General features: G+C 67.1%; 18 protein-coding genes. 8 read left to right on the top strand and 10 right to left on the bottom strand.

All coding sequences use genetic code 11. The features are described from left to right. The first annotated feature begins 63 nt into the window (after positions 1-63). Positions 64-1,461 carry a glutamate ligase domain-containing protein gene (locus tag L8F97_RS15650; RefSeq protein WP_242152211.1) on the top strand — a complete coding sequence of 466 codons (1,398 nt, stop codon included), beginning with the start codon at positions 64-66 and terminating at the stop codon, positions 1,459-1,461. Positions 1,462-1,483: 22 nt separating this feature from the next. Beyond that, complete coding sequence (locus tag L8F97_RS15645; RefSeq protein WP_242152208.1) at positions 1,484-1,738, top strand: DUF6356 family protein; 255 nt, start codon at positions 1,484-1,486, stop codon at positions 1,736-1,738. A 128-nt stretch (positions 1,739-1,866) separates the two neighbouring features. Here the strand turns inward: L8F97_RS15645 and L8F97_RS15640 are convergent, their stop codons facing one another. Beyond that, positions 1,867-3,816 (bottom strand): potassium transporter Kup, encoded by a 1,950-nt coding sequence (locus L8F97_RS15640; RefSeq protein ID WP_242152205.1) that lies wholly within the window; start codon positions 3,814-3,816, stop codon positions 1,867-1,869. A gap of 139 nt (positions 3,817-3,955) precedes the next feature. Between L8F97_RS15640 and pdeM the strand changes: the two genes are divergently transcribed. Then, positions 3,956-4,618, top strand: a complete 663-nt coding sequence (pdeM, locus tag L8F97_RS15635; RefSeq protein WP_242152202.1) for a ligase-associated DNA damage response endonuclease PdeM — start codon at positions 3,956-3,958, stop codon at positions 4,616-4,618. Here pdeM and L8F97_RS15630 read toward each other — a convergent pair. Then, on the bottom strand, positions 4,615-5,229 hold the full coding sequence (locus L8F97_RS15630; protein WP_242152199.1) for a class I SAM-dependent methyltransferase: 615 nt from the start codon (positions 5,227-5,229) through the stop codon (positions 4,615-4,617). The genes pdeM and L8F97_RS15630 overlap by 4 nt on opposite strands. A gap of 129 nt (positions 5,230-5,358) precedes the next feature. Here L8F97_RS15630 and L8F97_RS15625 point away from each other — a divergent pair, with 129 nt between their 5' ends. After that, positions 5,359-5,646: an antibiotic biosynthesis monooxygenase family protein gene (locus L8F97_RS15625; RefSeq protein ID WP_242152196.1), complete on the top strand. Its 288-nt coding sequence runs from the start codon at positions 5,359-5,361 to the stop codon at positions 5,644-5,646. 51 nt (positions 5,647-5,697) lie between these two features. Here L8F97_RS15625 and L8F97_RS15620 read toward each other — a convergent pair whose 3' ends face one another. Next, positions 5,698-7,977 carry a CDC48 family AAA ATPase gene (locus L8F97_RS15620; RefSeq protein WP_242152193.1) on the bottom strand — a complete coding sequence of 760 codons (2,280 nt, stop codon included), beginning with the start codon at positions 7,975-7,977 and terminating at the stop codon, positions 5,698-5,700. A 313-nt stretch (positions 7,978-8,290) separates the two neighbouring features. On the opposite strand from L8F97_RS15620, the gene L8F97_RS15615 reads away from it, so the two are divergent. Then, positions 8,291-9,181, top strand: a complete 891-nt coding sequence (locus tag L8F97_RS15615) for a LysR substrate-binding domain-containing protein (RefSeq protein WP_242152190.1) — start codon at positions 8,291-8,293, stop codon at positions 9,179-9,181. Between the two features lie 42 nt (positions 9,182-9,223). Here the strand turns inward: L8F97_RS15615 and L8F97_RS15610 are convergent, their stop codons facing one another. After that, the gene (locus L8F97_RS15610) at positions 9,224-9,679 is read right to left on the bottom strand and encodes a peptidylprolyl isomerase (RefSeq protein ID WP_242152187.1); all 456 of its coding nucleotides are present in this window, start codon (positions 9,677-9,679) and stop codon (positions 9,224-9,226) included. 151 nt (positions 9,680-9,830) lie between these two features. Between L8F97_RS15610 and mgtE the strand changes: the two genes are divergently transcribed. Continuing rightward, positions 9,831-11,240 carry a magnesium transporter gene (gene mgtE / locus L8F97_RS15605; RefSeq protein WP_242152185.1) on the top strand — a complete coding sequence of 470 codons (1,410 nt, stop codon included), beginning with the start codon at positions 9,831-9,833 and terminating at the stop codon, positions 11,238-11,240. A gap of 24 nt (positions 11,241-11,264) precedes the next feature. Beyond that, the gene (locus L8F97_RS15600; RefSeq protein ID WP_242152180.1) at positions 11,265-11,669 is read left to right on the top strand and encodes a DUF1489 family protein; all 405 of its coding nucleotides are present in this window, start codon (positions 11,265-11,267) and stop codon (positions 11,667-11,669) included. 22 nt (positions 11,670-11,691) lie between these two features. Here the strand turns inward: L8F97_RS15600 and L8F97_RS15595 are convergent, their stop codons facing one another. From L8F97_RS15595 to L8F97_RS15570, 6 genes are all read right to left on the bottom strand, one after another. Beyond that, the gene (locus L8F97_RS15595) at positions 11,692-12,411 is read right to left on the bottom strand and encodes a GIN domain-containing protein (protein ID WP_242152178.1); all 720 of its coding nucleotides are present in this window, start codon (positions 12,409-12,411) and stop codon (positions 11,692-11,694) included. 40 nt (positions 12,412-12,451) lie between these two features. Then, positions 12,452-13,180 carry a head GIN domain-containing protein gene (locus tag L8F97_RS15590; protein WP_242152175.1) on the bottom strand — a complete coding sequence of 243 codons (729 nt, stop codon included), beginning with the start codon at positions 13,178-13,180 and terminating at the stop codon, positions 12,452-12,454. A 108-nt stretch (positions 13,181-13,288) separates the two neighbouring features. Further along, entirely contained in the window at positions 13,289-13,822 is a 534-nt protein-coding gene (locus tag L8F97_RS15585) for a CarD family transcriptional regulator (RefSeq protein ID WP_242152172.1), read from the bottom strand. A gap of 223 nt (positions 13,823-14,045) precedes the next feature. Beyond that, positions 14,046-14,387, bottom strand: coding sequence for a ferredoxin FdxA (gene fdxA, locus L8F97_RS15580; protein WP_242152169.1), 342 nt, complete (start codon positions 14,385-14,387; stop codon positions 14,046-14,048). Positions 14,388-14,445: 58 nt separating this feature from the next. Further along, the gene (locus L8F97_RS15575) at positions 14,446-14,751 is read right to left on the bottom strand and encodes an RNA-binding S4 domain-containing protein (RefSeq protein WP_409929054.1); all 306 of its coding nucleotides are present in this window, start codon (positions 14,749-14,751) and stop codon (positions 14,446-14,448) included. Beyond that, positions 14,744-17,236 (bottom strand): helicase-related protein, encoded by a 2,493-nt coding sequence (locus L8F97_RS15570; protein ID WP_242152167.1) that lies wholly within the window; start codon positions 17,234-17,236, stop codon positions 14,744-14,746. The genes L8F97_RS15575 and L8F97_RS15570 overlap by 8 nt, the downstream gene beginning before the upstream one ends. 275 nt (positions 17,237-17,511) lie before the next feature. Here L8F97_RS15570 and L8F97_RS15565 point away from each other — a divergent pair, with 275 nt between their 5' ends. Then, complete coding sequence (locus L8F97_RS15565) at positions 17,512-18,990, top strand: M23 family metallopeptidase (protein WP_242152164.1); 1,479 nt, start codon at positions 17,512-17,514, stop codon at positions 18,988-18,990. Positions 18,991-19,125: the final 135 nt, after the last annotated feature.

The following is a 19,125-nucleotide window of genomic DNA, read 5'->3' as shown; positions in this document are numbered from 1 at the left end:
CCCGCCTCCGCCAAAGGCGAACGACGATTGCCCTGATGATGCAAAACGCGTTAGCCGGAGGCGATGCAGTTCACCAACCCATACTTCTTCGTCGGTATCGGCGGCAGCGGGATGATGCCGCTTGCGATGATCCTCGCCGGGCGCGGTGCGCGCGTGTCGGGGTCTGACCGTGCTCTCGACCAGGCGCGGTTGCCCGCGAAATTTGACGCGCTGCGTGCGCTCGGCATCGATCTGTACGCGCAGGACGGCAGCGGCGTTACCTCGGGGGAACATATCGTGGTGGCGTCCGCCGCGATCGAGGCGACCGTGGCCGACATCGTCGCCGCCGAGGCGGTGCGTGCGGCACGGCTTTCCCGCGCGCAGCTGCTTGCTGATTTGTTCAACGCAAGCCGCTTGCCGATCGGTGTCGCCGGTACCAGCGGGAAATCGACCGTGACCGGCATGATCGGCTGGATCCTGCACACATGCGGCCGCGATCCGACCGTGATGAACGGCGCGGTGATGAAGAACTTCGCCGCGCCGCAAGCGCCGTTCGCCAGTGCGCTGGTCGGCAGCGGGGCGGCTTTCGTCAGCGAGGTCGATGAAAGCGACGGCTCGATCGTGCTGTATCGGCCACGGATCGCGGTGCTCAACAACGTCAGCCTCGACCACAAGTCGCTCGAGGAACTGCGTACGTTGTTCGGCGACTTCGCGCGAGGCGCCGAGACGGTGGTGCTCAACATCGGCGATGCCGAAACCGCGGCACTGGCCGCATCGCTGCCCAAGCCGCCGATCACCTTTGCGGTGGAAGGCCCGGCCGATCTCGTCGCCGAGAACCTCGCGCCCGAACCGTTCGCCTGCTCGTTCGATCTGGTGGCGAACGGCGCGCGTCACCGGGTGCGGCTGAAGGTGCCCGGGCGGCACAACGTCTCCAACGCGCTCGCCGCGATCGGCGCGGCGCGGGCCGCTGGCGTGCCGCTTGCCGAAGCGATCGCCGCGATCGAGGGGTTCGTCGGCCTCAAACGGCGATTCGAGCTGGTGGGCGAAGCCGGCGGCGTGGCGGTGATCGACGATTTCGGGCACAACCCCGACAAGATCGGCGCGACGCTCGATACGCTGCACGCTTTCCCCGGGCGGCTGCTCCTGCTGTTCCAGCCGCACGGCTACGGCCCGCTCAAGGTCATGCGACATGCTCTGGTCGAGATGTTGCGGGAGAAACTTGGGGCGGACGACCTGCTGGTGATGCCCGATCCGGTGTATCAGGGCGGCACCGTCAACCGCGAGGTCACCAGCGCCGACCTGATCGCGGATATTGGTCCGCGCGCGCGTCATGTCGCAGATCGCGACGCGGCTGCCGCCGTGCTGATCGCGGAGGCGCGGCCGGGCGACCGGGTGGTGGTGATGGGTGCGCGCGACGACACGCTGAGCGCACTCGCCGCCGACATGCTGACACAAATTGCGGCCAAGGCGTCGCACGCCTAGACTGCCGGCAAAGGAGAAGCCGATGTTCCGCCGCCTGTTCCTCGATCACCCTGCCTCGGTCGGCGAAAGCTATGCCGAGCATTTCGGCGTGGCGACGCGCTTTGGCGTCATCATGATCGGTGCAGGCGTCGCGGCGGTGCTGCACGGCGTGCTGCCGTTTGCATTCAAGACCACCGGCAGCCGCACGATCATTCGCCTCCACCGCGAGATCGCGGCCAAACGCGCGGCCACCGCGCAGGCAACCGAACAGGCGAAAACGGTCGAATATGTGATCTGACCGGGCGGTCCCCGCGTCCTGCCGTTCTTTCCTGGCGAACGCCGGGGTCCAGTCAGAAGCGAGCGTTCATGCCCGTGTAGCGCCTGACGGCGGCCGGGGAAGCAAGCAAGCGCCGCGGCCCGTCCAGCCTACACCGTGACCTGCTCGCCCAGTTCCAGCACCTTGCCCGGTGGGATGTGGAAGAAGTCGGTCGGGTCGCTGGCATTGCGCTGGAGGAACATGAACACGCGGTCCTGCCAGATCGGCATACCCTGATCCGCCGCTGGCTTGATGGTGTTGCGGCCGATGAAATAGCTCGTCTTGGCCGGATTGAGGACCTTGCGCTCGCCCGTGTTCACCAGACCGAGGTCATGCGGCACGTCGGGCGATTCCATGAAGCCGTAGGTCAACACGATCGAACTGAAATTATCGTCGATCGGGTTGGTGCGGATCCGCTCATCCTCATCGACGAACGGTCGGTCGGCGGTGCGGATGCTGACGATCAGGTTACGCTCGTGCAGCACCTTGTTGTGCTTGAGATTGTGGAGCAACGCGCCCGGCGCGCCCTCCGCGTTGGCGGTCAGGAACACCGCCGTCCCCTCGACCCGCTCCGGCGGACGGCGCGACAAGGCGGCGGCGAGATCGGCGAGCGGAACGCTCTGCCGCTTCTCGAACGCGCGCACGATGCCGCGCCCGCGCACCCATGTCGCCACGAGGAAGCCGATCACTGCCGCCACCAGCAGCGGCACCCAGCCCCCCTCGACCACGCGCAGGATATTCGCGCCGAAGAACACCAGATCGAGCGCGAGGAACGGCAGGATCAGCGGAATCGATCGCGCCCGTGACCAGCCCCAGGTATGCCGCACGACGATATAGGCGAGGCAGGTCGTCACCACCATCGTACCGGTCACCGCGATGCCGTATGCCGCCGCCATCGCCGAGGAGGTGCGGAACTGGACGACCAGGATCAGCACGCCGGCCAGCAACAGCCAGTTGATCGACGGCAGGTAGATCTGCCCGGCCTGCGACGCGGAGGTCTGGCGGATGCGCAGGCGCGGCAGCAGGCCGAGCTGGATCGCCTGTTGCGTGAGCGAATAGGCGCCGGTGATGACCGCCTGGCTCGCGATGATCGTGGCCATCAACGACAGCACGATGAGGAACGGCCGCACCGACTCGGGAGCCATCAGGAAGAACCAGTCCTGATCGCCGATGTCGCGACCCGCCGCATGCGCCGTCTCCAGCGCGTTCAATACAAAGGCGCCCTGGCCCAGATAATTCAGGAACAGGCACGGCAGCACGAGGCTGAACCAGCCGATCCGGATTGGGCGGCCCCCGAAATGACCCATGTCGGCGGTCAGCGCCTCCGCGCCGGTCACCGTCAGGAACACCGCGCCCAGCACGAACAGCCCGGTCACGCCGTGCGTCGCGAGGAACATCACGCCGTAGGATGGCAGGAACGCGCGCACGATCGAGAACTCGTCGGAGATATGCCATAGGCCGAGCGCGCCGATGCACAGGAACCACAGGATGCACACCGGCCCGAACAGCCTTGATACGCTGGCAGTGCCGCGCGACTGGATCGCGAACAGACCGATCAGGATCGCGATGGTGAGGAACAGGATCAGGTCATCGCCGAACATCCCGCCCGCGCCGGGCAGTGTTTTAAGGCCTTCGACCGCCGACAGCACCGATAGAGCGGGCGTGATGATCGCATCGCCGTAGAACAGCGCGGCGCCCGATGCGCCCAGCACTAGGGCGATCATCGAGCGTTTGCCGAGCGCCCGCCTGGCCAGCGCGGTCAGCGCGAGCACACCACCCTCACCGTGATTGTCGGCGCGCATCAGGAACACGACGTATTTGATGGTTACGACGAAGATCAGCGACCACAAGGCGAGGCTCAGCACGCCAAGCACCTCGTTCACCTCCGCACCGTCAGCGGTGGTGAGCGCAAGGGCGGCTCGGAAAGCATAGATCGGGCTGGTGCCGATGTCGCCGAACACCACGCCGATCGCGCCGATCGTCAGCGCCGCGATGGCGGGATGCGGGTGCGCCAAGTGCGCTGACGCGGGCTGACCTGTCGTTTCAGGCACGGAGGACATGGGCAGACCTGTCAATGTGGGCGGCTTGAAAGACGGGGCGCTGTACGCTTGCTGAACGGGCGTGCAAAGGGAATTGTTGCGCCGCGCATGTACCGGTCCGGGCTTGATCCGGCAGCGCTTTTGCCGTCATAGCCGGAACATGGTTCGCTTTTCGTTCGCAGGCTACGATCTGATCGCGCTGACGCAAGGCGCGTTGTTCTGGCCGGCGCGCGCCGCGCTGATCGTCGCCGATCTGCACTTCGAGAAGGCGAGCTGGTTCGCAATGCGCGGGCAGATGCTGCCGCCGTATGACTCGCTGGCGACGCTGGCGGATCTGACCGCGCTCGCTGCCGCGACCGAAGCGGCGGAAATCTGGTGTCTGGGCGACAGTTTCCACGACAGCGCGGGCTGCGACCGCTTGCCGGAGGCGGCGCAGGCGATGTTGCGCGATTTGACCGCCACGCGCCGCTGGACCTGGATTACCGGCAATCACGATTTCGCGCTCGTCGATCGCTGCGGCGGCGATGTGGTGGCAGAGGCGGTGGTCGACGGACTGGTGCTGCGCCATGAAGCCGTCGCGGGAGAGGTGCGGGCAGAATTATCCGGCCATTACCATCCCAAGCTACGGCTGCGCGTGCGTGGCCAGAACATCTCGCGGCGGTGCTTCGTAGCGACCGCGCGCAAGCTGGTGCTGCCGGCATTCGGATCGCTGACCGGTGGGCTCGACGTCGGCCATCCCGAGATCGTGCGCGCGGTGGGCGTCGGTGCCGAAGCGCTGGTGCCGGTGCAGGACCGGCTGTTGCGCTTTCCGATCGCGGCTTAGTCCTTCCAGGCCCAGAAGAGGTGCGCGGGCGGCACGTTCCACCATTCGAAGGCGGGGTCGATCCGGGTGAAATGCGGGGCGAGGAAATCGCGCACGCGGGCGCGGAACTGGTATACTAGGAACGCGCCGCCCGGACTCAGTACGGTATGGGTCGCCGCCGCGATGGCATCGCCGACGCCGGGCGGCAGCGTCGAGAACGGCAGGCCCGACAACACGTAATCGGCCGCGTCGAAACCGTGCCCGGCGATGATCGCCGCCACGTCCGCCGCCGATCCCTGGACCGCGATGAAGCGCGAATCGCGGATCTCGCGGCGCAGATGCTGGATGAAATCCGGATTGGTATCGATCACCAGCAGCGTCGCATCGGGGGCGAGCCGGTCGAGGATCGGCTGGCAGAACGTGCCGACTCCGGGGCCATATTCGACGAACAGCTTGGTCTTGCCCCAGTCGACCCGTGCCAGCATCTTCGCGATCAGCCGCTGCGAAGACGGCACGATCGAGCCCACCATCACGGGATGTTTGATGAAACCGCGCAGGAACATCGCCTGCGGAGAGTTCTGCCATTTGCGCGGACGGACGGCTGCGCGATCACTAAGGCTGGAAGGGGGCAACGGCGCATCCTGTCGTGGTTGTCACATCGGCGTAACCACCACGATCGCAAATCGGTTGCAAGCCCGACGTGCACGCGGCATCGCCAAAGCGTGGATCAGGACCGGACTGGCCAGACGATCGTCGTGTTTATGTCGCTTCGGACCGGCGAGGATGATGCCGGCTACGCTGCGGCTGCGGCTGCGGCGGAGATGGCTGCCTTGGCGGCCACGCAACCGGGGTACTGCGGCCTCGAAAGCGCGCGCGGCGACGATCTTTTCGGCATCACCGTCAGTTTCTGGGCGGATGAGGCCAGCGCGATCGCGTGGCGCGAGAACCCACGCCACACTGACATCCGCGAAGCCGGGCGCGGCCGTTGGTATGCGCGATATGAAGTGATCATCGCCAAGGCTACGCGCGGCTATCGCTGGCGGAAGTAGCGACAGCGGCGGGTGCCGCGCCGGCGAACGGCCGGTCGCGACACCCTGCCATCAGCTCTCGCGGGGCCGCAACTGGCCGGGCGCGACAAAGCCGATCGGCTGGAGCGACGATGCGTCCTGCTTGAGCCGGGTCGACATCTGCTCGTACTCGCGTTCCAACTCAGGCGTCACCGAAGCGCGCGATTCCTTCAGCGCTTCGTCGAAATGTGCCTGCGTGACCAGGTCGACCGAGAGCGACTGGCGCAGCGCCACCAGACCTGCCCGCCGCACCAGATCGCCAAGATCCGCGCCGGTGAAGCGATCGGTCCGGCCAGCGAGATCGGCAAGATCGACATCGTCCGCGAGCGGCATCTTCGCCGACTGGATCCGCAGAATTCGTTCTCGCCCGGCGCGGTCGGGCACGCCGACGTAAATCAACTCGTCGAACCGGCCTGGCCTGAGCAACGCCGGGTCGATCAGGTTCGGACGGTTGGTCGCGCCGATCACGACGACCGCCTGCAATTCCTCCAGGCCGTCCATTTCGGCAAGGATGGTGTTGACGACGCGTTCGGTCACCTGCGGCTCGCCCATGCCGCCGCCGCGCGCCGGCACCAGCGAATCGAGTTCGTCGATGAAGATCACGCACGGTGCGACCTGCCGCGCGCGCGCGAACAGCTTGGCAATTTGCTGTTCACTTTCGCCGTACCATTTGCTGAGCAGATCGGACGATTTGGTAGCGATGAAGTTTGCCTGCGCCTCACGCGCGACCGCCTTGGCCAGCAAGGTCTTGCCGGTGCCGGGCGGGCCGTAGAGCAGGAAACCGGTGGCCGGGCGGATGCCAAGACGACGGAACGCATCCGGATCCTTCAAGGGCAGCTCGACGCCTTCCTTGAGCCGCATCTGCGCATCGTCGAGCCCGCCGACATCTTCCCAGCGAACGCGCGGCGCCTCTACCATCACCTCGCGCATCGCGCTCGGCTGGACGCGTTTTAGCGCATCGAGGAAGTCCTCTCGCGTAACCGCCAGCGTATCGAGCACCTCGGGCGGTATCGTCCCCTCGGCGAGATTGAGCCGTGGCATGATCCGCCGCACCGCCTCAATCGCCGCCTCCCGCGCCAGCGCGGAAAGATCGGCGCCGACGAAGCCGTAGGTGGTGCGCGCCAGTTCCGCCAAATCGACCTTGTCGCCAAGCGGCATACCGCGCGTGTGGATGCCGAGGATTTCGCGACGACCGCGTTCGTCCGGCACGCCGACGATGATCTCGCGGTCGAACCGGCCGGGCCGGCGCAGCGCCTCGTCGATCGCCTCGGGGCGGTTGGTAGCGGCGATCACCACCACATTGGCGCGCGCCTCCAGCCCGTCCATCAGCGTCAACAACTGCGCGACGAGGCGCTTCTCCGCCTCGCCCGACACTTGGCCACGCTTGGGCGCGATCGAATCGATCTCGTCGATGAACACGATCGAGGGCGCATTGGCGGCGGCTTCCTCGAACACGTCGCGCAGGCGCTTTTCCGATTCGCCGTACGCAGACCCCATGATCTCCGGACCGTTGATAAGGAAGAACTCCGCCGCCGATTCGTTCGCGACCGCGCGCGCCAGCCGGGTCTTGCCAGTGCCGGGCGGCCCGTGCAGCAACACCCCCTTGGGCGGATCGACGCCGAGTCGCTGGAACAGTTCGGGGTAGCGCAAGGGGAGTTCGACCATCTCGCGCAACTGGTCGATGGTCGGTCCCATGCCGCCGATATCGTCATAGGTGACGTCGGCGCGGCGGGCTTCCTTCGGTTCCTCGTATTCGGGGCGCAGCTCGATCTCGGTATTCTCATCGACATGCACGACGCCCTTCGGCGTGGTGCTGATGACGGCGAGACGGATTTCCTGAAGCGCGTAGGCCGGCGAGCGCAGGAACTGCTGCACGCCCGGCGGCATGTTCTCGACGCGCTGTTGCCCGGCGGTGGCAACGATATCGCCCTGCGTCAGCGGGCGACCGAGAAAGGTGCGTTTCAGTGCGTTCGACGAGCCCTGCAGCCGCAGATTCTGTTGTGCGGGTGCGAACACCACCCGCGTCGCCGGCTTCGACTCGACCCGGCGCACCTCGACGTAATCGCCCGAGCCGACGCCTGCATTGGCACGCTGAAGACCATCGATACGGATGATCTCGAGACCTTCGTCCTCCGGATAGGGCGCGACCGCGCGCGCCGGCGTGGTCGACTTGCCCTCGATCTCGATCACGTCGCCTTCGGTCAGGCCGAGCGCCGCCATGATCGCGCGGGGCACATGGGCGAGACCACGCCCGCTATCCTCCGGGCGCGCGTTGGCGACCTGCAACTTCTTTCCCGGTTCGCTGTCAGCCATCACCCGCTCCCAAATCCGACCGTCAAGCGCGGGAGATAGGAAGGTGGTTCCATCACGGCTAGGGCGAGGCAGCCACGGTCGGCACATCGGCGAAACAAAAAAAAGGCCAACCCGAAAGGGCTGGCCGTAAAAGTTTTTAGGAGAGGATGCCTGAAAGGCACGGGCTTTGTGCAGCGCGGCGGAAACTTGTGCAAGTGCGAAAGGTTTCCGCAAAGATGCGTATATTGCAATCGCACTTCACTTTTTGCATCTTAAAGCTGGTTAGCTTCATCCAGAGCGCTTACGTTGCAGTGCACAAGGAAGCGGGAGTTCGATGCGCAGACTGCCCCCGTTGACCGCGATTGAGGCGTTCGTCCAAGTCGCTCGGCTCGGCTCGATCAAGGCCGCGTCGCAGGAACTGGCGCTGTCGGCGCCGGCGCTGAGCCGGCGCGTCCAGGCGCTGGAGCGTTTCATCGGCAAGCCGCTGTTCGAACGTCGCCATCAGGCGGTGGTGCTGAACGGTGACGGCGAACGGCTGTTGCAGCAGATCGCACCCGCGCTCGACAGCCTGTCCGATGCGGTCGAAGTGATGACAAGCGGCACCGAGATGCTGCGGCTGCGGCTGGGGATCATGCCGCTATATGCGTCGCAGCGGCTGTTCCCGCATCTGGGGGATCTGCGCAGCAAGCACCCCGAACTGCATCTCGATATCGACACCGCCAGCCACGGCTTCGCGCGACTGGGCGAAGGGCTGGACGCGGTGATCGCGTTGGCGCGGGAGATGGACCCGGCGCTGTACGGCAAGCGGCTCGACCGCAATGCGGTGTACGTGATCGGCGCGCGCGCGATGCTGGAGGGACCGAAACCGATCACCCGCCCGGAGCAGCTCGCCGGTATCACCGCGCTCGTGCATAAGGACATGCCCGATCTGTTCACCGAATTCTGGAGCGCGGCGGGGTTGCAAGATACCGCACCGCTCGCGATCGACCATTTCGATTCAGGGCCGCTGATGCTGGAGGCGGCCGCGCAGGGCCTTGGCGTCGCGTTCATGCACGAGAGCCATTTCGAGGATGCGCGCGATCCACGCTTGGTGCGGCTGTTCGATATCGAGATCGAAAGCCCGTATTCCTATTGGTTCGCCTGCCGACCCAGGGCGATGCTGCAACGCCCGGTCAAGCTGTTCCACGACTGGCTGGTTACGGCGATCGCCGACCCAAGCGTCTAGCAGATGCCCCCTCCCCGCGAACGGGGAGGAGGCCGATCCGGTTCAGGCAGCCGTTGCCTTGACGATCTTGCCCGGGGTGCGCGGCGGCTCGCCCTTGGGCAGTGCATCGACATGCTCCATGCCCGAGGTCACTTCGCCCCACACGGTGTACTGGCCGTCAAGGAAGCGGGCGTCGTCGAACACGATGAAGAACTGGCTGTTCGCCGAATTCGGATCGTTGGTACGTGCCATCGACGCGACGCCGCGCACGTGCGGCTCCTTGGAGAATTCCGCCGGCAGGTTCGGCTTGTCCGACCCGCGCATGCCGGTGCCCGACGGATCGCCACCCTGCGCCATGAAGCCCGGGATCACGCGGTGGAACACCACGCCGTCGTAGAAACCTTCGTTGGCCAGTTCGGCGATGCGCGCGACGTGCTTGGGCGCGAGATCGGGGCGCAGCTTGATCACGACATCGCCGGTTTCCAGCGTCAGCGTCAGCGTTTCGGGGGTATCGGCCATCCTGCTATCCTTGTCCTGATGAGATGATCGCCACGTAGGGAGTATCCCTCCCGCTGACAATCACGTCATGTGTAAAGCACAAGCGTTGGCTTTGTGTCCCCGCAGCGTTAGAGCCCGCGAACGGATCGCCGGTTGGCAGGGAGGCGAAAGCATGAGCGAAACCGAACTCCCCCCGGTCGAGGCCGAAGACGAGACCGAAGACCAGCTCGACGAGGACGATCGGCTGAAACCCGAGTTCGTCCGCGCGGTGCTCGACGCGGTGTACGCGGGCGATGCCGAGGGCGCGCGCGCGCTGGTCGAGCCGCTCCACCCCGCCGACATCGCCGATCTGTTCGAGCTGACCCCGCACGAGGACCGCGCCGATCTCGCCAAGGCGGTGACCGACCTGCTCGACGGCGACGTGTTCGCCGAGATGAACGATTACGTCCGCGAGGATCTGATCGACGCGCTAGAACCGCACCAGATCGCCGACATCGCCGCCGAACTCGACACCGACGATGCCGTCGCGATCATCGAGGACATGGACGCGGAGGATCAGCGCGAGGTGCTGCGCGCGCTCGACCCCGACGATCGCGCCGCGATCGAGGAGGCGCTGAGCTATCCAGAGGAATCCGCCGGCCGCCTGATGCAGCGCGAGCTGATCGCGGTGCCGGAACACTGGCGGGTCGGCGACGTGCTCGACTATCTGCGTACGCATGAGGCGCTGACCACCGATTTCTGGGAAATCTACGTGGTCGATCCCGCGCACAAACCGATCGGGACGTGCAAACTGTCGTGGATTCTCCGCACCCCGCGCAACATCGCCATCGCCGACGTTATGCAGCGCGAGCAGACCCTGATCCCGGTCGACATGGATCAGGAGGAAGTCGCGCTGCGCTTCCAGAAATATGCGCTGATCTCCGCCGCCGTGATCGACATGAACGGGCGGCTCGTCGGCATGATCACCGTCGACGACGTGGTGCACATCATCCAGCAGGAAGCCGGCGAGGATATCCTGCGCCTGTCCGGCGCAGGCGAAGGCGATATCAACGAACCGCTGCTGCTGACGGTGCGCACGCGCATCCTGTGGCTGGTGGTCAATCTCGGCACGGCGATGCTCGCCGCGTCGGTGGTCGGGCTGTTCCAGGGCGAGATCGGGCGGTTCGCGCTGCTCGCCGTGCTGATGCCGATCGTGTCGGGCATGGGCGGCAATGCCGGCACACAGACGCTGGCGGTGGTGGTGCGCGCGCTCGCCACCAACCAGCTGACCAGTTCGAACACCGCGCGCATGATCTTCCGCGAATTCCGCATCGCCGCCGCCAACGGTGCGATGCTGGGGTTGCTGATCGGCGTCGGCACGTTCCTGATCTTCGGCAACGCGCACCTCGGCATCGTCATCGGGCTGGCGATGATCATCAACAACCTGATCGCCGGCCTGTCGGGTGTGCTGATCCCGGTGACGCTCGACCGGCTCGATGTCGATCCCGCCGTATCCTCGGCGGTGTTCGTGACGACGATGACCGACGTGATGGGGTTTTTCTCCTTTCTGGGCCTGGCGACCCTGTGGGGGCTTGGCGCTTAGCCACCCCGCGCCCAGATGGAGTGGATGCCACTCCACCTCACCAAGGTCGCGTTCGGGTCCACCAGCTTCGACATGCTCGACGAACGGCTGGCGGCGCGCGTCGCGGCGGGTCCGCTGTTCCTCACCACCCGTTACCTACCCAAGCGGCACGAGGAGATCGCGGGCCAGGGTTCGCTGTTCTGGATCATCAAACATACCCTGGTAGCGCGGTCGACGATCACCGGTTTCGGGGAGGCCGAGGACGGGCGCGTGGCGATCCTGCTTGGCCCCACGCTGATGCGGGTACAGCCCCGGCCCAAGCGCGCGCATCAGGGCTGGCGCTATCTGGAGGCGGAGGATGCGCCGCTCGACTTTGGCGAAGGCGATTATACGGCGGACGCGATGCCGTCGGCGCTGCTGGCCAAGCTGAGCGCGCTGGCGCTGCTTTAGACCACGCCCACCGCGTACCGCGTCAACCCGCCGGCGCGTCCCGCTTGCCGCACACCACCGGACCGCCCGCGTCCGCCCGCACCGTGCAGGCCGGCCTGCCATAGACGGTGACTTCGCCGAGCCCGGTGCTGGTGACGGCGGCGGTATAGCGTGCCTGCGCGTCGATCGTGCCGTTGCCATCGAGCCGGACGATCAGGTCGTTCGCCACCAACGCGGCCGCCGCGACGCTGGCGGTGCCGCTGGTGGTCAGCCGCACCCGCGCCGCGCGCCCGCCGAGCGTCATCGTACCCGAACCAAGCACCGTGGCGACGAGTTGGTCCGCGTCGATCGACGGCGCGGCGAACGAACCGCTGCCGGTGAGCGATACGTCGAGCCGCTGCCCACGCCATGCGGCACCGGCCACCCGCACCTGCGCCGCGCCGATCGTGACGATGCTGCGCAGCGCCGGCGTCGCGACCCGGATCACCGGCGCGGCCGAGCCGCCCGCCCCGCCCTGTTCGCCCCAGCCGCTGGTGCCGGCGCGCACGCTGAGCGTGGTGCCGTCGACGTGCACGTCGAGATTGCCGATGGTGCGGGCGTCACCGCTTGCGGAACCGGCGGGCGACGCGCCGACCGTAACGATCACGCGGAACGGCCCCTCGACGCGCACCCGGTCGAAGCTGCCGATCGCGAACGTCCGCTCCTCCGCGTGCGCGGGAACAGCAAGCACGAGCAGCGGCATGGCGAGGAAAAAGCGGGTCACGCCGCAGGCATCGCCCGCTTTACCGCGGCGCGCAAGGGGTTCAGCCGCAGCGCACCTCGCCAGTGCCGCCCTTGCGGATCGTACAGCGCGCTTTCGGACCGAGATCGACGTCGCCGGTACCAGACGCGGTGACCTGCGCCGCGCCATCCACGGTGACGCGGACATCGCCGGTGCCGGAGACTGCGACGGTGGCCGCCCCGGCCTTCAGCCCGGCGGCATCGACATCGCCGGTACCGGAGAGCTGGATCGCCAAGCGCCGTACGTCGCCGCTCGCGGTGAGCGCACCCGATCCCGCGAGCAACAGTTCCGCCGACTCCGCGCCGAGCGTGCCGATCGCCACGTCGCCCGAACCCTGGCTGTCGAGCCGGAAACGGTCGCCGTCGATCCGGTCGATCGCGAGATCACCCGAACCGACCAGATTGGCGGCGGTGATGCGCGGCATCGTCACGAAGATCTTGACGTGTCCGCTGTCGCCCCAATGCAGACCGGTATTCGGCTTGCGATCGATCCGTAGGGAGTCGCCGTCGCGGGTGATGCGCAGACGATCGAGTTGCGCGCTCGGCCCCTCGGCACGAACCGAAAAGCCGCTGCCGGTGCGGACATCGACATCATCCGGCCCGCGCGCCGCGACGGCGGTGAAGCCGGAGAGATCATATAGGCGCGACGTGCTCTTGGTCGCCCCGGACGTTTCGCTGGCGGCATCGGACCCGCGCGAGGGTTGCGAGCAGGCGATCAGCGGCAGCAAAGCGATCATGACCAAACGGCGCATCTAATCCTCCATCGTGTATTGCACGCATAATACACAACGACACTTCGCACAAACGAAAAGGGGCGACCGTTACCGGCCGCCCCTTTCCTGTCGATCGCGATGCCCGGATCAGGCTGCGACCTTGTCCTTGTTGTGGATCGCAGCGGCTTTGCGCAGGATCTCCAGGATTTTCTCCTGCGCGGCCGGCTCGTCGATCTGCTCCATCGCGGCGAGTTCGCGCGCGAGGCGGCTGGTCGCCGCTTCGAAGATCTGGCGTTCCGAATAGCTCTGCTCGGGCTGATCGTCGGCGCGGAACAGGTCGCGCACGACTTCGGCGATCGAAACGAGATCACCGGAGTTGATCTTCGCCTCATATTCCTGCGCGCGGCGCGACCACATGGTGCGTTTCACGCGCGGCTTGCCGGTCAGCGTTTCGAGCGCCTCACGCAACGTCTTGTCGCTCGACAGCTTGCGCATGCCGACGCTTTCCGCCTTGTTGGTGGGAACGCGGAGCGTCATGCGTTCTTTCTCGAAGCGCAACACATAGAGTTCGAGTTGCATCCCGGCGATTTCCTGCCGCTGCAGTTCGATGACACGGCCGACGCCGTGCTTGGGATAAACGACATAATCGCCGACGTCGAAGGACAGCGCCTTGGCAGCCATTCCGTTAGCCTTTCTGTGGACCGGTGATCCCGTGCAACAGCACCGTGCGAGGGTAATGCAGGGGTGCTACGGGGTGGTGGGTGGTACGTCTCCAGCAGGAAAGCGCGCAACCGCGCTTCCGTCGCCGATCCTATAACAGACTTGCAACAAAATTACCAGCCCGGCGTCGACAACGCGGGCGTACCATCAGCGCGGGGGATCGTTACGGCAGCGACGTGGGCGCTTAGTCGCCCTTGCCCGGTTCGGCCGAGAAGTATTTGTCAAACTTGCCGGTTTCGCCCTTCATCGCATCCGCATCGGCGGGCGTCTGGTCGAGCTTGCGCGTCACGTTGGGCCATTGCCCCGAGAAGGTGGTGTTGAGTTCGAGCCACTGTTCGAGATTGCTCTCGGTATCGGGCAGGATCGCCTCGGCCGGGCATTCCGGCTCGCACACGCCGCAGTCGATACATTCGCTCGGGTTGATGACGAGCATGTTCTCGCCCTCGTAGAAGCAGTCCACCGGACACACCTCGACGCAGTCCATATACTTGCAGCGGATGCAGGCATCGGTGACGACGTAGGTCATTGTACTCACTCCGGGGGACGATACTCGGGCGCCCTGCTATGCGCGCTGGCGTGTCGCGTCAATCACCGGGCGTTTGCTGCGAGGCGTTCTCAAGCAGGTCGGTGTAGCAGGCGCGGCCCTCGGCGGGTGGCCCGCGCCGATCGGGCAGCGCCGCGACCCGAATCGCGCGAACCCGGCCCGAGGGCGTGGCGAACGCGATCACCGCGCCGATGCGGACGGCGGCGGCGGCGCGATCGACCGGACGACCGTTGAGGCGGAGGTGGCCGGCGGTGGCCAGCGCCTGCGCCACGGTCCGCGTCTTCACCAGCCGCGCGAACCACAGGAAGCGGTCGAGCCGCATCGTTTCGCCAGCCCCTTCAGCCAAGCCGCACGCCCAGATCGGCAAGCGCGGCAAAGGCGTTGTCGTGGCTTGGCCGGGTCTCGACCGCGCGGGTCAGGCCGCGCCACACCCAGCGCGGTTCGCCGCTCTCGGGCTTGGCGGTGCGGAAGCCGAGTGCCGCCATCAGCCGCGCGAGCGTATCCGCCGTCATGCCGATCGAGGTGGCGAGCGCGGGATCGGGCGCGAACGGGCGGTGGCCGCTGCGCCCGTCATGCACCGCGCGCGCGATGCGTTCGGCGAGGTCGACACGCACCGCCTGGCTCCCAAGCGGACGGTAGCCGTGCTGGAGACACGCGCCAGCGGCGGCGCGCGGCAGCACGGTCGGCCCGGTCGGCGGCGGCGGCGACACCGCGACACCGCGCGCGGCGAGCAGCGCGCGCCGCCAGCGTGCCGGCTCAGGCTTGAGCAGCCGCGCATCGAACACATCAAGCGCGCCGATCGTCACCCCCAGCGTCCGCAGCCGCTTGCGCGCGGGTGGATCGAGCGCGTCGACCGCGCTGCCGATGCCGATCCGCGCGGCGATGCCGCCCGCGTCGACCAGCGCCGCCGCAACCGCGCGCAGCGGCGGCGTCGCCTGTGGGTCGCGCATCGCCGCATCGAGCGCGGCGAGCACCGGCAGCCGCCGAGCGATCTGTTCGGTGGTCCAGCGTTCGATCCGCGCGCGCACCGCCCCTTGCGCGGCCTTTTCCAGACAATCGAGCCCGCGATCCAGCACCACGCGCGGGCGGGCGAGCGACGGCCCTGGCGCCAACCGCGCCACCTCATGCCCGCCCCAGCGGATCGCCGGCGCATCGTCGGCAAGGCTTAGGTCCGCGTCCACCGCCTCGGCCAGCGTCTTGGCGCGGCGCGCGCGTTCGCTGCCGAGGCGACGTTCGGCGGCGGCGAGCAACATGCGCTTGTCGGCATGGCCCGCCTCCGGCGCGACGACGAAGCGGAAGCCTTGGAGCGTGCCGATCGGATGATCCTCGACGCTCACCTCGCCCTGCGGCCCGACCGTGACCGGCAGTGCGCGCGGGTCCGCACCGATCTGCCGCATCAGCAGCGTGGTGCGTTTGTCGACGAAGCGCTGCGTCAGGCTGGTGTGGAGCGCGTCCGACAGCCGCTCCTCGACCGCGCCGGCGCGCGCGCTCCAGTGCGCGGGATCGGCGAGCCAGTCGACGCGGTTGGCGATATACGCCCAGCTTCGCGCCGCCGCGATCCGCCCGGCGAGCGTCTCGACATCGCCCGCGACATTGTCGAGCCGGGCGATCTCGTTCGCGAACCATTCGTGCGGGACATGGCCGTTGCCGTCGCTAAGATAGCCGAACACGCGACCCACGAAGCGCGCATGCGGATCGACGCCAAGCTTGCGGAAATCGGGCAGGCCGCACGCCGCCCACAGCCGCGTCACCATGCGCTGCCCACGCACGCGCTGCCGCACCCAGTCCTCGCCCGCCAGCCGCTTCAGCACGGCGAGATCGGTCGCCTCCGGTGCGGCACGCAAAACGCGGAAGTCCGGGCGCACCTCCAGGCTGGCGATCAGCGCGTCAATGCTGGAAAGATCGGGCGCACCCTCGCGCCAATAGAGGTGGTCGAGCGGAGCGAAGCGATGCTCCTCGATCGCCAGTACCTCCTCGGAACCGAACGCACTCGGTCCTTCATCGACCAAAGCGCCGAACGTGCCGTCGCGCTGGTGCCGACCGGCCCGGCCGGCGATCTGCGCCATCTCCGCCACGGTGAGGCGACGCTGGCGATGGCCGTCGAACTTGTGGAGGGAGGCGAAGGCGACATGGCTGACGTCCATGTTGAGCCCCATGCCGATCGCGTCGGTGGCAACGAGATAATCGACTTCGCCCGCCTGAAACATCGCCACCTGCGCGTTGCGCGTGCGCGGAGACAGCGCGCCCATCACCACCGCCGCACCCCCGCGCAACCGGCGCAGCATCTCGGCGACGGCGTAGACCTCCTCCGCCGAGAAGGCGACGATCGCCGAGCGTTTGGGCAGCCGGCTGATCTTTCGCGCACCGGCGTAGCTCAAGGTCGAGAAGCGCGGGCGGGTGATGATCTCGGCATCCTTGACCAGCGCCTTGACCATCGGGCGCAACGCCTCGGAGCCAAGCAGCATGGTCTCCTCGCGGCCGCGCGCGCGTAAGATTCGGTCGGTGAAGACGTGGCCGCGCTCCGGGTCGGCACCCAATTGCGCCTCGTCCACCGCGACGAAGGCGACATCGCGGTCGATCGGCATGCTCTCGGCGGTGCACAGGAACCAGCGCGCGTCCTTCGGGACGATCTTCTCCTCGCCGGTGATCAGCGCGACCTGGTTGGCGCCCTTGATCTTCACCACCCGGTCATAGACTTCGCGGGCGAGCAGCCGCAGCGGGAAGCCGATCATGCCGCTGCAATGCGCGCACATCCGCTCAACCGCGAGATGCGTCTTGCCGGTGTTGGTCGGCCCCAGAACGGCGGTGACCCGGTGATCGGCGCGTGACATGACGCCATCAACATCGCCCCGCGCACGGCGATGCGCAACCCCATGGCCGCCGTGATGTTCGGAAAGCCCTTAGGGAGTGGTCCGCGCTAACCATATCGCATGCTTGTGGTATTTGGTTAATCGACAGCATTGTCTCACCTGCCGAACGCTTCACCGCAGCGGCACGGGCGCGGCAGCGCGGTTAAATTGACTTTCACTTTTCATCGCCACACGGGATTCGGCCTCACGCCGGGGGTCTAACGTGTTGGGCGGCGTGGTATCGGGGGCAGTCAGCCTTGTTCTTGCGTAACGAATCCGGGATCGAACAGGCCGGCGGCACGGCGACGGTGTCGTTCGGCCGCGCGCTGGTGCCGCTCCCTGCTCCGACCGCATTCGATCGCCTCCGCAGCGGCGTCGAGAAGATCGACTGGGTGCCGGATCTGGGATCGCAGATCGGATCGGCGCAGTGGTGGCGCGGCGCCCTCACCTGCACCGCGCTGTGCGCGGGCGCGCTGATGCTGTCGCCCGGTCGCGGCCACCCGATCGCCGGCGATGTCGCCGCACCGCTCACCGGCGACCAGTGGGACGAAGCGCGCGCGCAATCGATCGCGCCGCTCGCCTACGGCGCCGACACCGGCCACCGCATGGCGGCGACCGATTTCGTGGCCCCCCTCACCGAAACGCCCGAGCGGCCGAGCATCGACCTGTCGGCAAGTTACGGCACGGGCGACAGCTTCGCCGCGGTGCTGCGCCGCGCCGGCGTGTCGGAGCGGGACTCCGACCAAGCGGTGCGGCTCATCACCAGCGCGACCTCGCTCGGCGATCTCACGCCCGGCACGCAAATCGACCTGACGCTCGGCCGACGCGACAGCAAGGCGGTGGCACGCCCGCTCGACGCGCTGTCGTTCCGCGCGCGCTTTGACCTGCAACTGTCGCTGAAGCGCGTCGGTGGGGCGCTCGCGCTCAGCCGGCAGGTGATCGCGATCGACCATACCCCGCTGCGGATTCAGGGCCTGGTCGGCTCCAGCCTGTACCGCTCCGCGCGCGCTGCCGGCGCGCCCGCCAAGGCGGTCGAATCGTACATCCGCGCGATCGCCAGCCGGCTGTCGGTGGGCAGCGACGTGCATGCCGCGGACAGTTTCGACATCATCGTCGAACAGGCGCGCGCCGCCACCGGCGAGGTGCAACTGGGCGGGTTGCTGTTCGCCGGGCTGAACCGTGGCGGCGGGCGCCGGCTGCAACTGGTGAAATGGGGCGACGGCGACCGCGCGCAGTGGTTCGAGTCGTCCGGCCAGACCGAGCAGCGCGGGGTGATGGGGATGCCGGTGGCGGGGCACATCACCTCCAGCTTCGGCCTGCGGATGCACCCGATCTTGGGGTACCTCAAGATGCACAAGGGGCTGGACATCGGCGCACCATGGGGCTCGCCGATCCACGCCGCGATGGACGGCGTGGTCCAGTTCGCCGGCCGCACCGGTGGCTACGGCAACTTCGTCAAGCTGGCGAGCGGCGGCGGGATCGTGACGGGCTATGGCCACATGAGCCGTATCGCGGTGCGCCCCGGAACGCGTGTCGCGCGCGGGACGGTGATCGGCTATGTCGGTTCAACGGGCCTTTCGACCGGGCCGCACCTGCATTGGGAAGTGTGGAAGAACGGCGTTTCCGTCAATCCGCGCAGCATCTCGATGTCGAGCGTGGTGCAACTCTCGGGCGAGGCGCTGCGTGCGTTCAAGGCGCGGGTGGGATCTTTGTTGGCGGTGAAGGTGGGGCGGTAAGCGACGACACGGCCGCAACCTGCTTGTGCATTAGAATTATACATCAGCGGCGTGCCTGGTTTTGTGCACCTTTCACTTGATGCAAAATTTGTGAATTTCGCATGGTCGCCTAGCTGAAGCCCGCCATTTGTCACT

The organism is Sphingomonas sp. BAUL-RG-20F-R05-02 (genome assembly GCF_022662305.1).
GTDB lineage: Bacteria > Pseudomonadota > Alphaproteobacteria > Sphingomonadales > Sphingomonadaceae > Sphingomonas.
The sequence above is the reverse complement of the archived record's forward strand: the minus strand, read 5'-3'. Positions and strand labels throughout refer to the sequence as shown.

Excerpts from the sequence above, each read along its gene's own strand:
- L8F97_RS15625 (WP_242152196.1), top strand. The coding sequence starts at position 5,359 with ATGTCGCTTCGGACCGGCGAGGATGATGCCGGCTACGCTGCGGCTGCG.
- L8F97_RS15640 (WP_242152205.1), bottom strand. The coding sequence starts at position 3,816 with ATGTCCTCCGTGCCTGAAACGACAGGTCAGCCCGCGTCAGCGCACTTG.
- L8F97_RS15600 (WP_242152180.1), top strand. The coding sequence starts at position 11,265 with ATGCCACTCCACCTCACCAAGGTCGCGTTCGGGTCCACCAGCTTCGAC.
- L8F97_RS15620 (WP_242152193.1), bottom strand. The coding sequence starts at position 7,977 with ATGGCTGACAGCGAACCGGGAAAGAAGTTGCAGGTCGCCAACGCGCGC.
- pdeM (WP_242152202.1), top strand. The coding sequence starts at position 3,956 with ATGGTTCGCTTTTCGTTCGCAGGCTACGATCTGATCGCGCTGACGCAA.
- L8F97_RS15615 (WP_242152190.1), top strand. The coding sequence starts at position 8,291 with ATGCGCAGACTGCCCCCGTTGACCGCGATTGAGGCGTTCGTCCAAGTC.
- L8F97_RS15645 (WP_242152208.1), top strand. The coding sequence starts at position 1,484 with ATGTTCCGCCGCCTGTTCCTCGATCACCCTGCCTCGGTCGGCGAAAGC.
- L8F97_RS15570 (WP_242152167.1), bottom strand. The coding sequence starts at position 17,236 with ATGTCACGCGCCGATCACCGGGTCACCGCCGTTCTGGGGCCGACCAAC.
- L8F97_RS15650 (WP_242152211.1), top strand. The coding sequence starts at position 64 with ATGCAGTTCACCAACCCATACTTCTTCGTCGGTATCGGCGGCAGCGGG.
- L8F97_RS15585 (WP_242152172.1), bottom strand. The coding sequence starts at position 13,822 with ATGGCTGCCAAGGCGCTGTCCTTCGACGTCGGCGATTATGTCGTTTAT.
- fdxA (WP_242152169.1), bottom strand. The coding sequence starts at position 14,387 with ATGACCTACGTCGTCACCGATGCCTGCATCCGCTGCAAGTATATGGAC.
- L8F97_RS15610 (WP_242152187.1), bottom strand. The coding sequence starts at position 9,679 with ATGGCCGATACCCCCGAAACGCTGACGCTGACGCTGGAAACCGGCGAT.
- L8F97_RS15590 (WP_242152175.1), bottom strand. The coding sequence starts at position 13,180 with ATGCGCCGTTTGGTCATGATCGCTTTGCTGCCGCTGATCGCCTGCTCG.
- mgtE (WP_242152185.1), top strand. The coding sequence starts at position 9,831 with ATGAGCGAAACCGAACTCCCCCCGGTCGAGGCCGAAGACGAGACCGAA.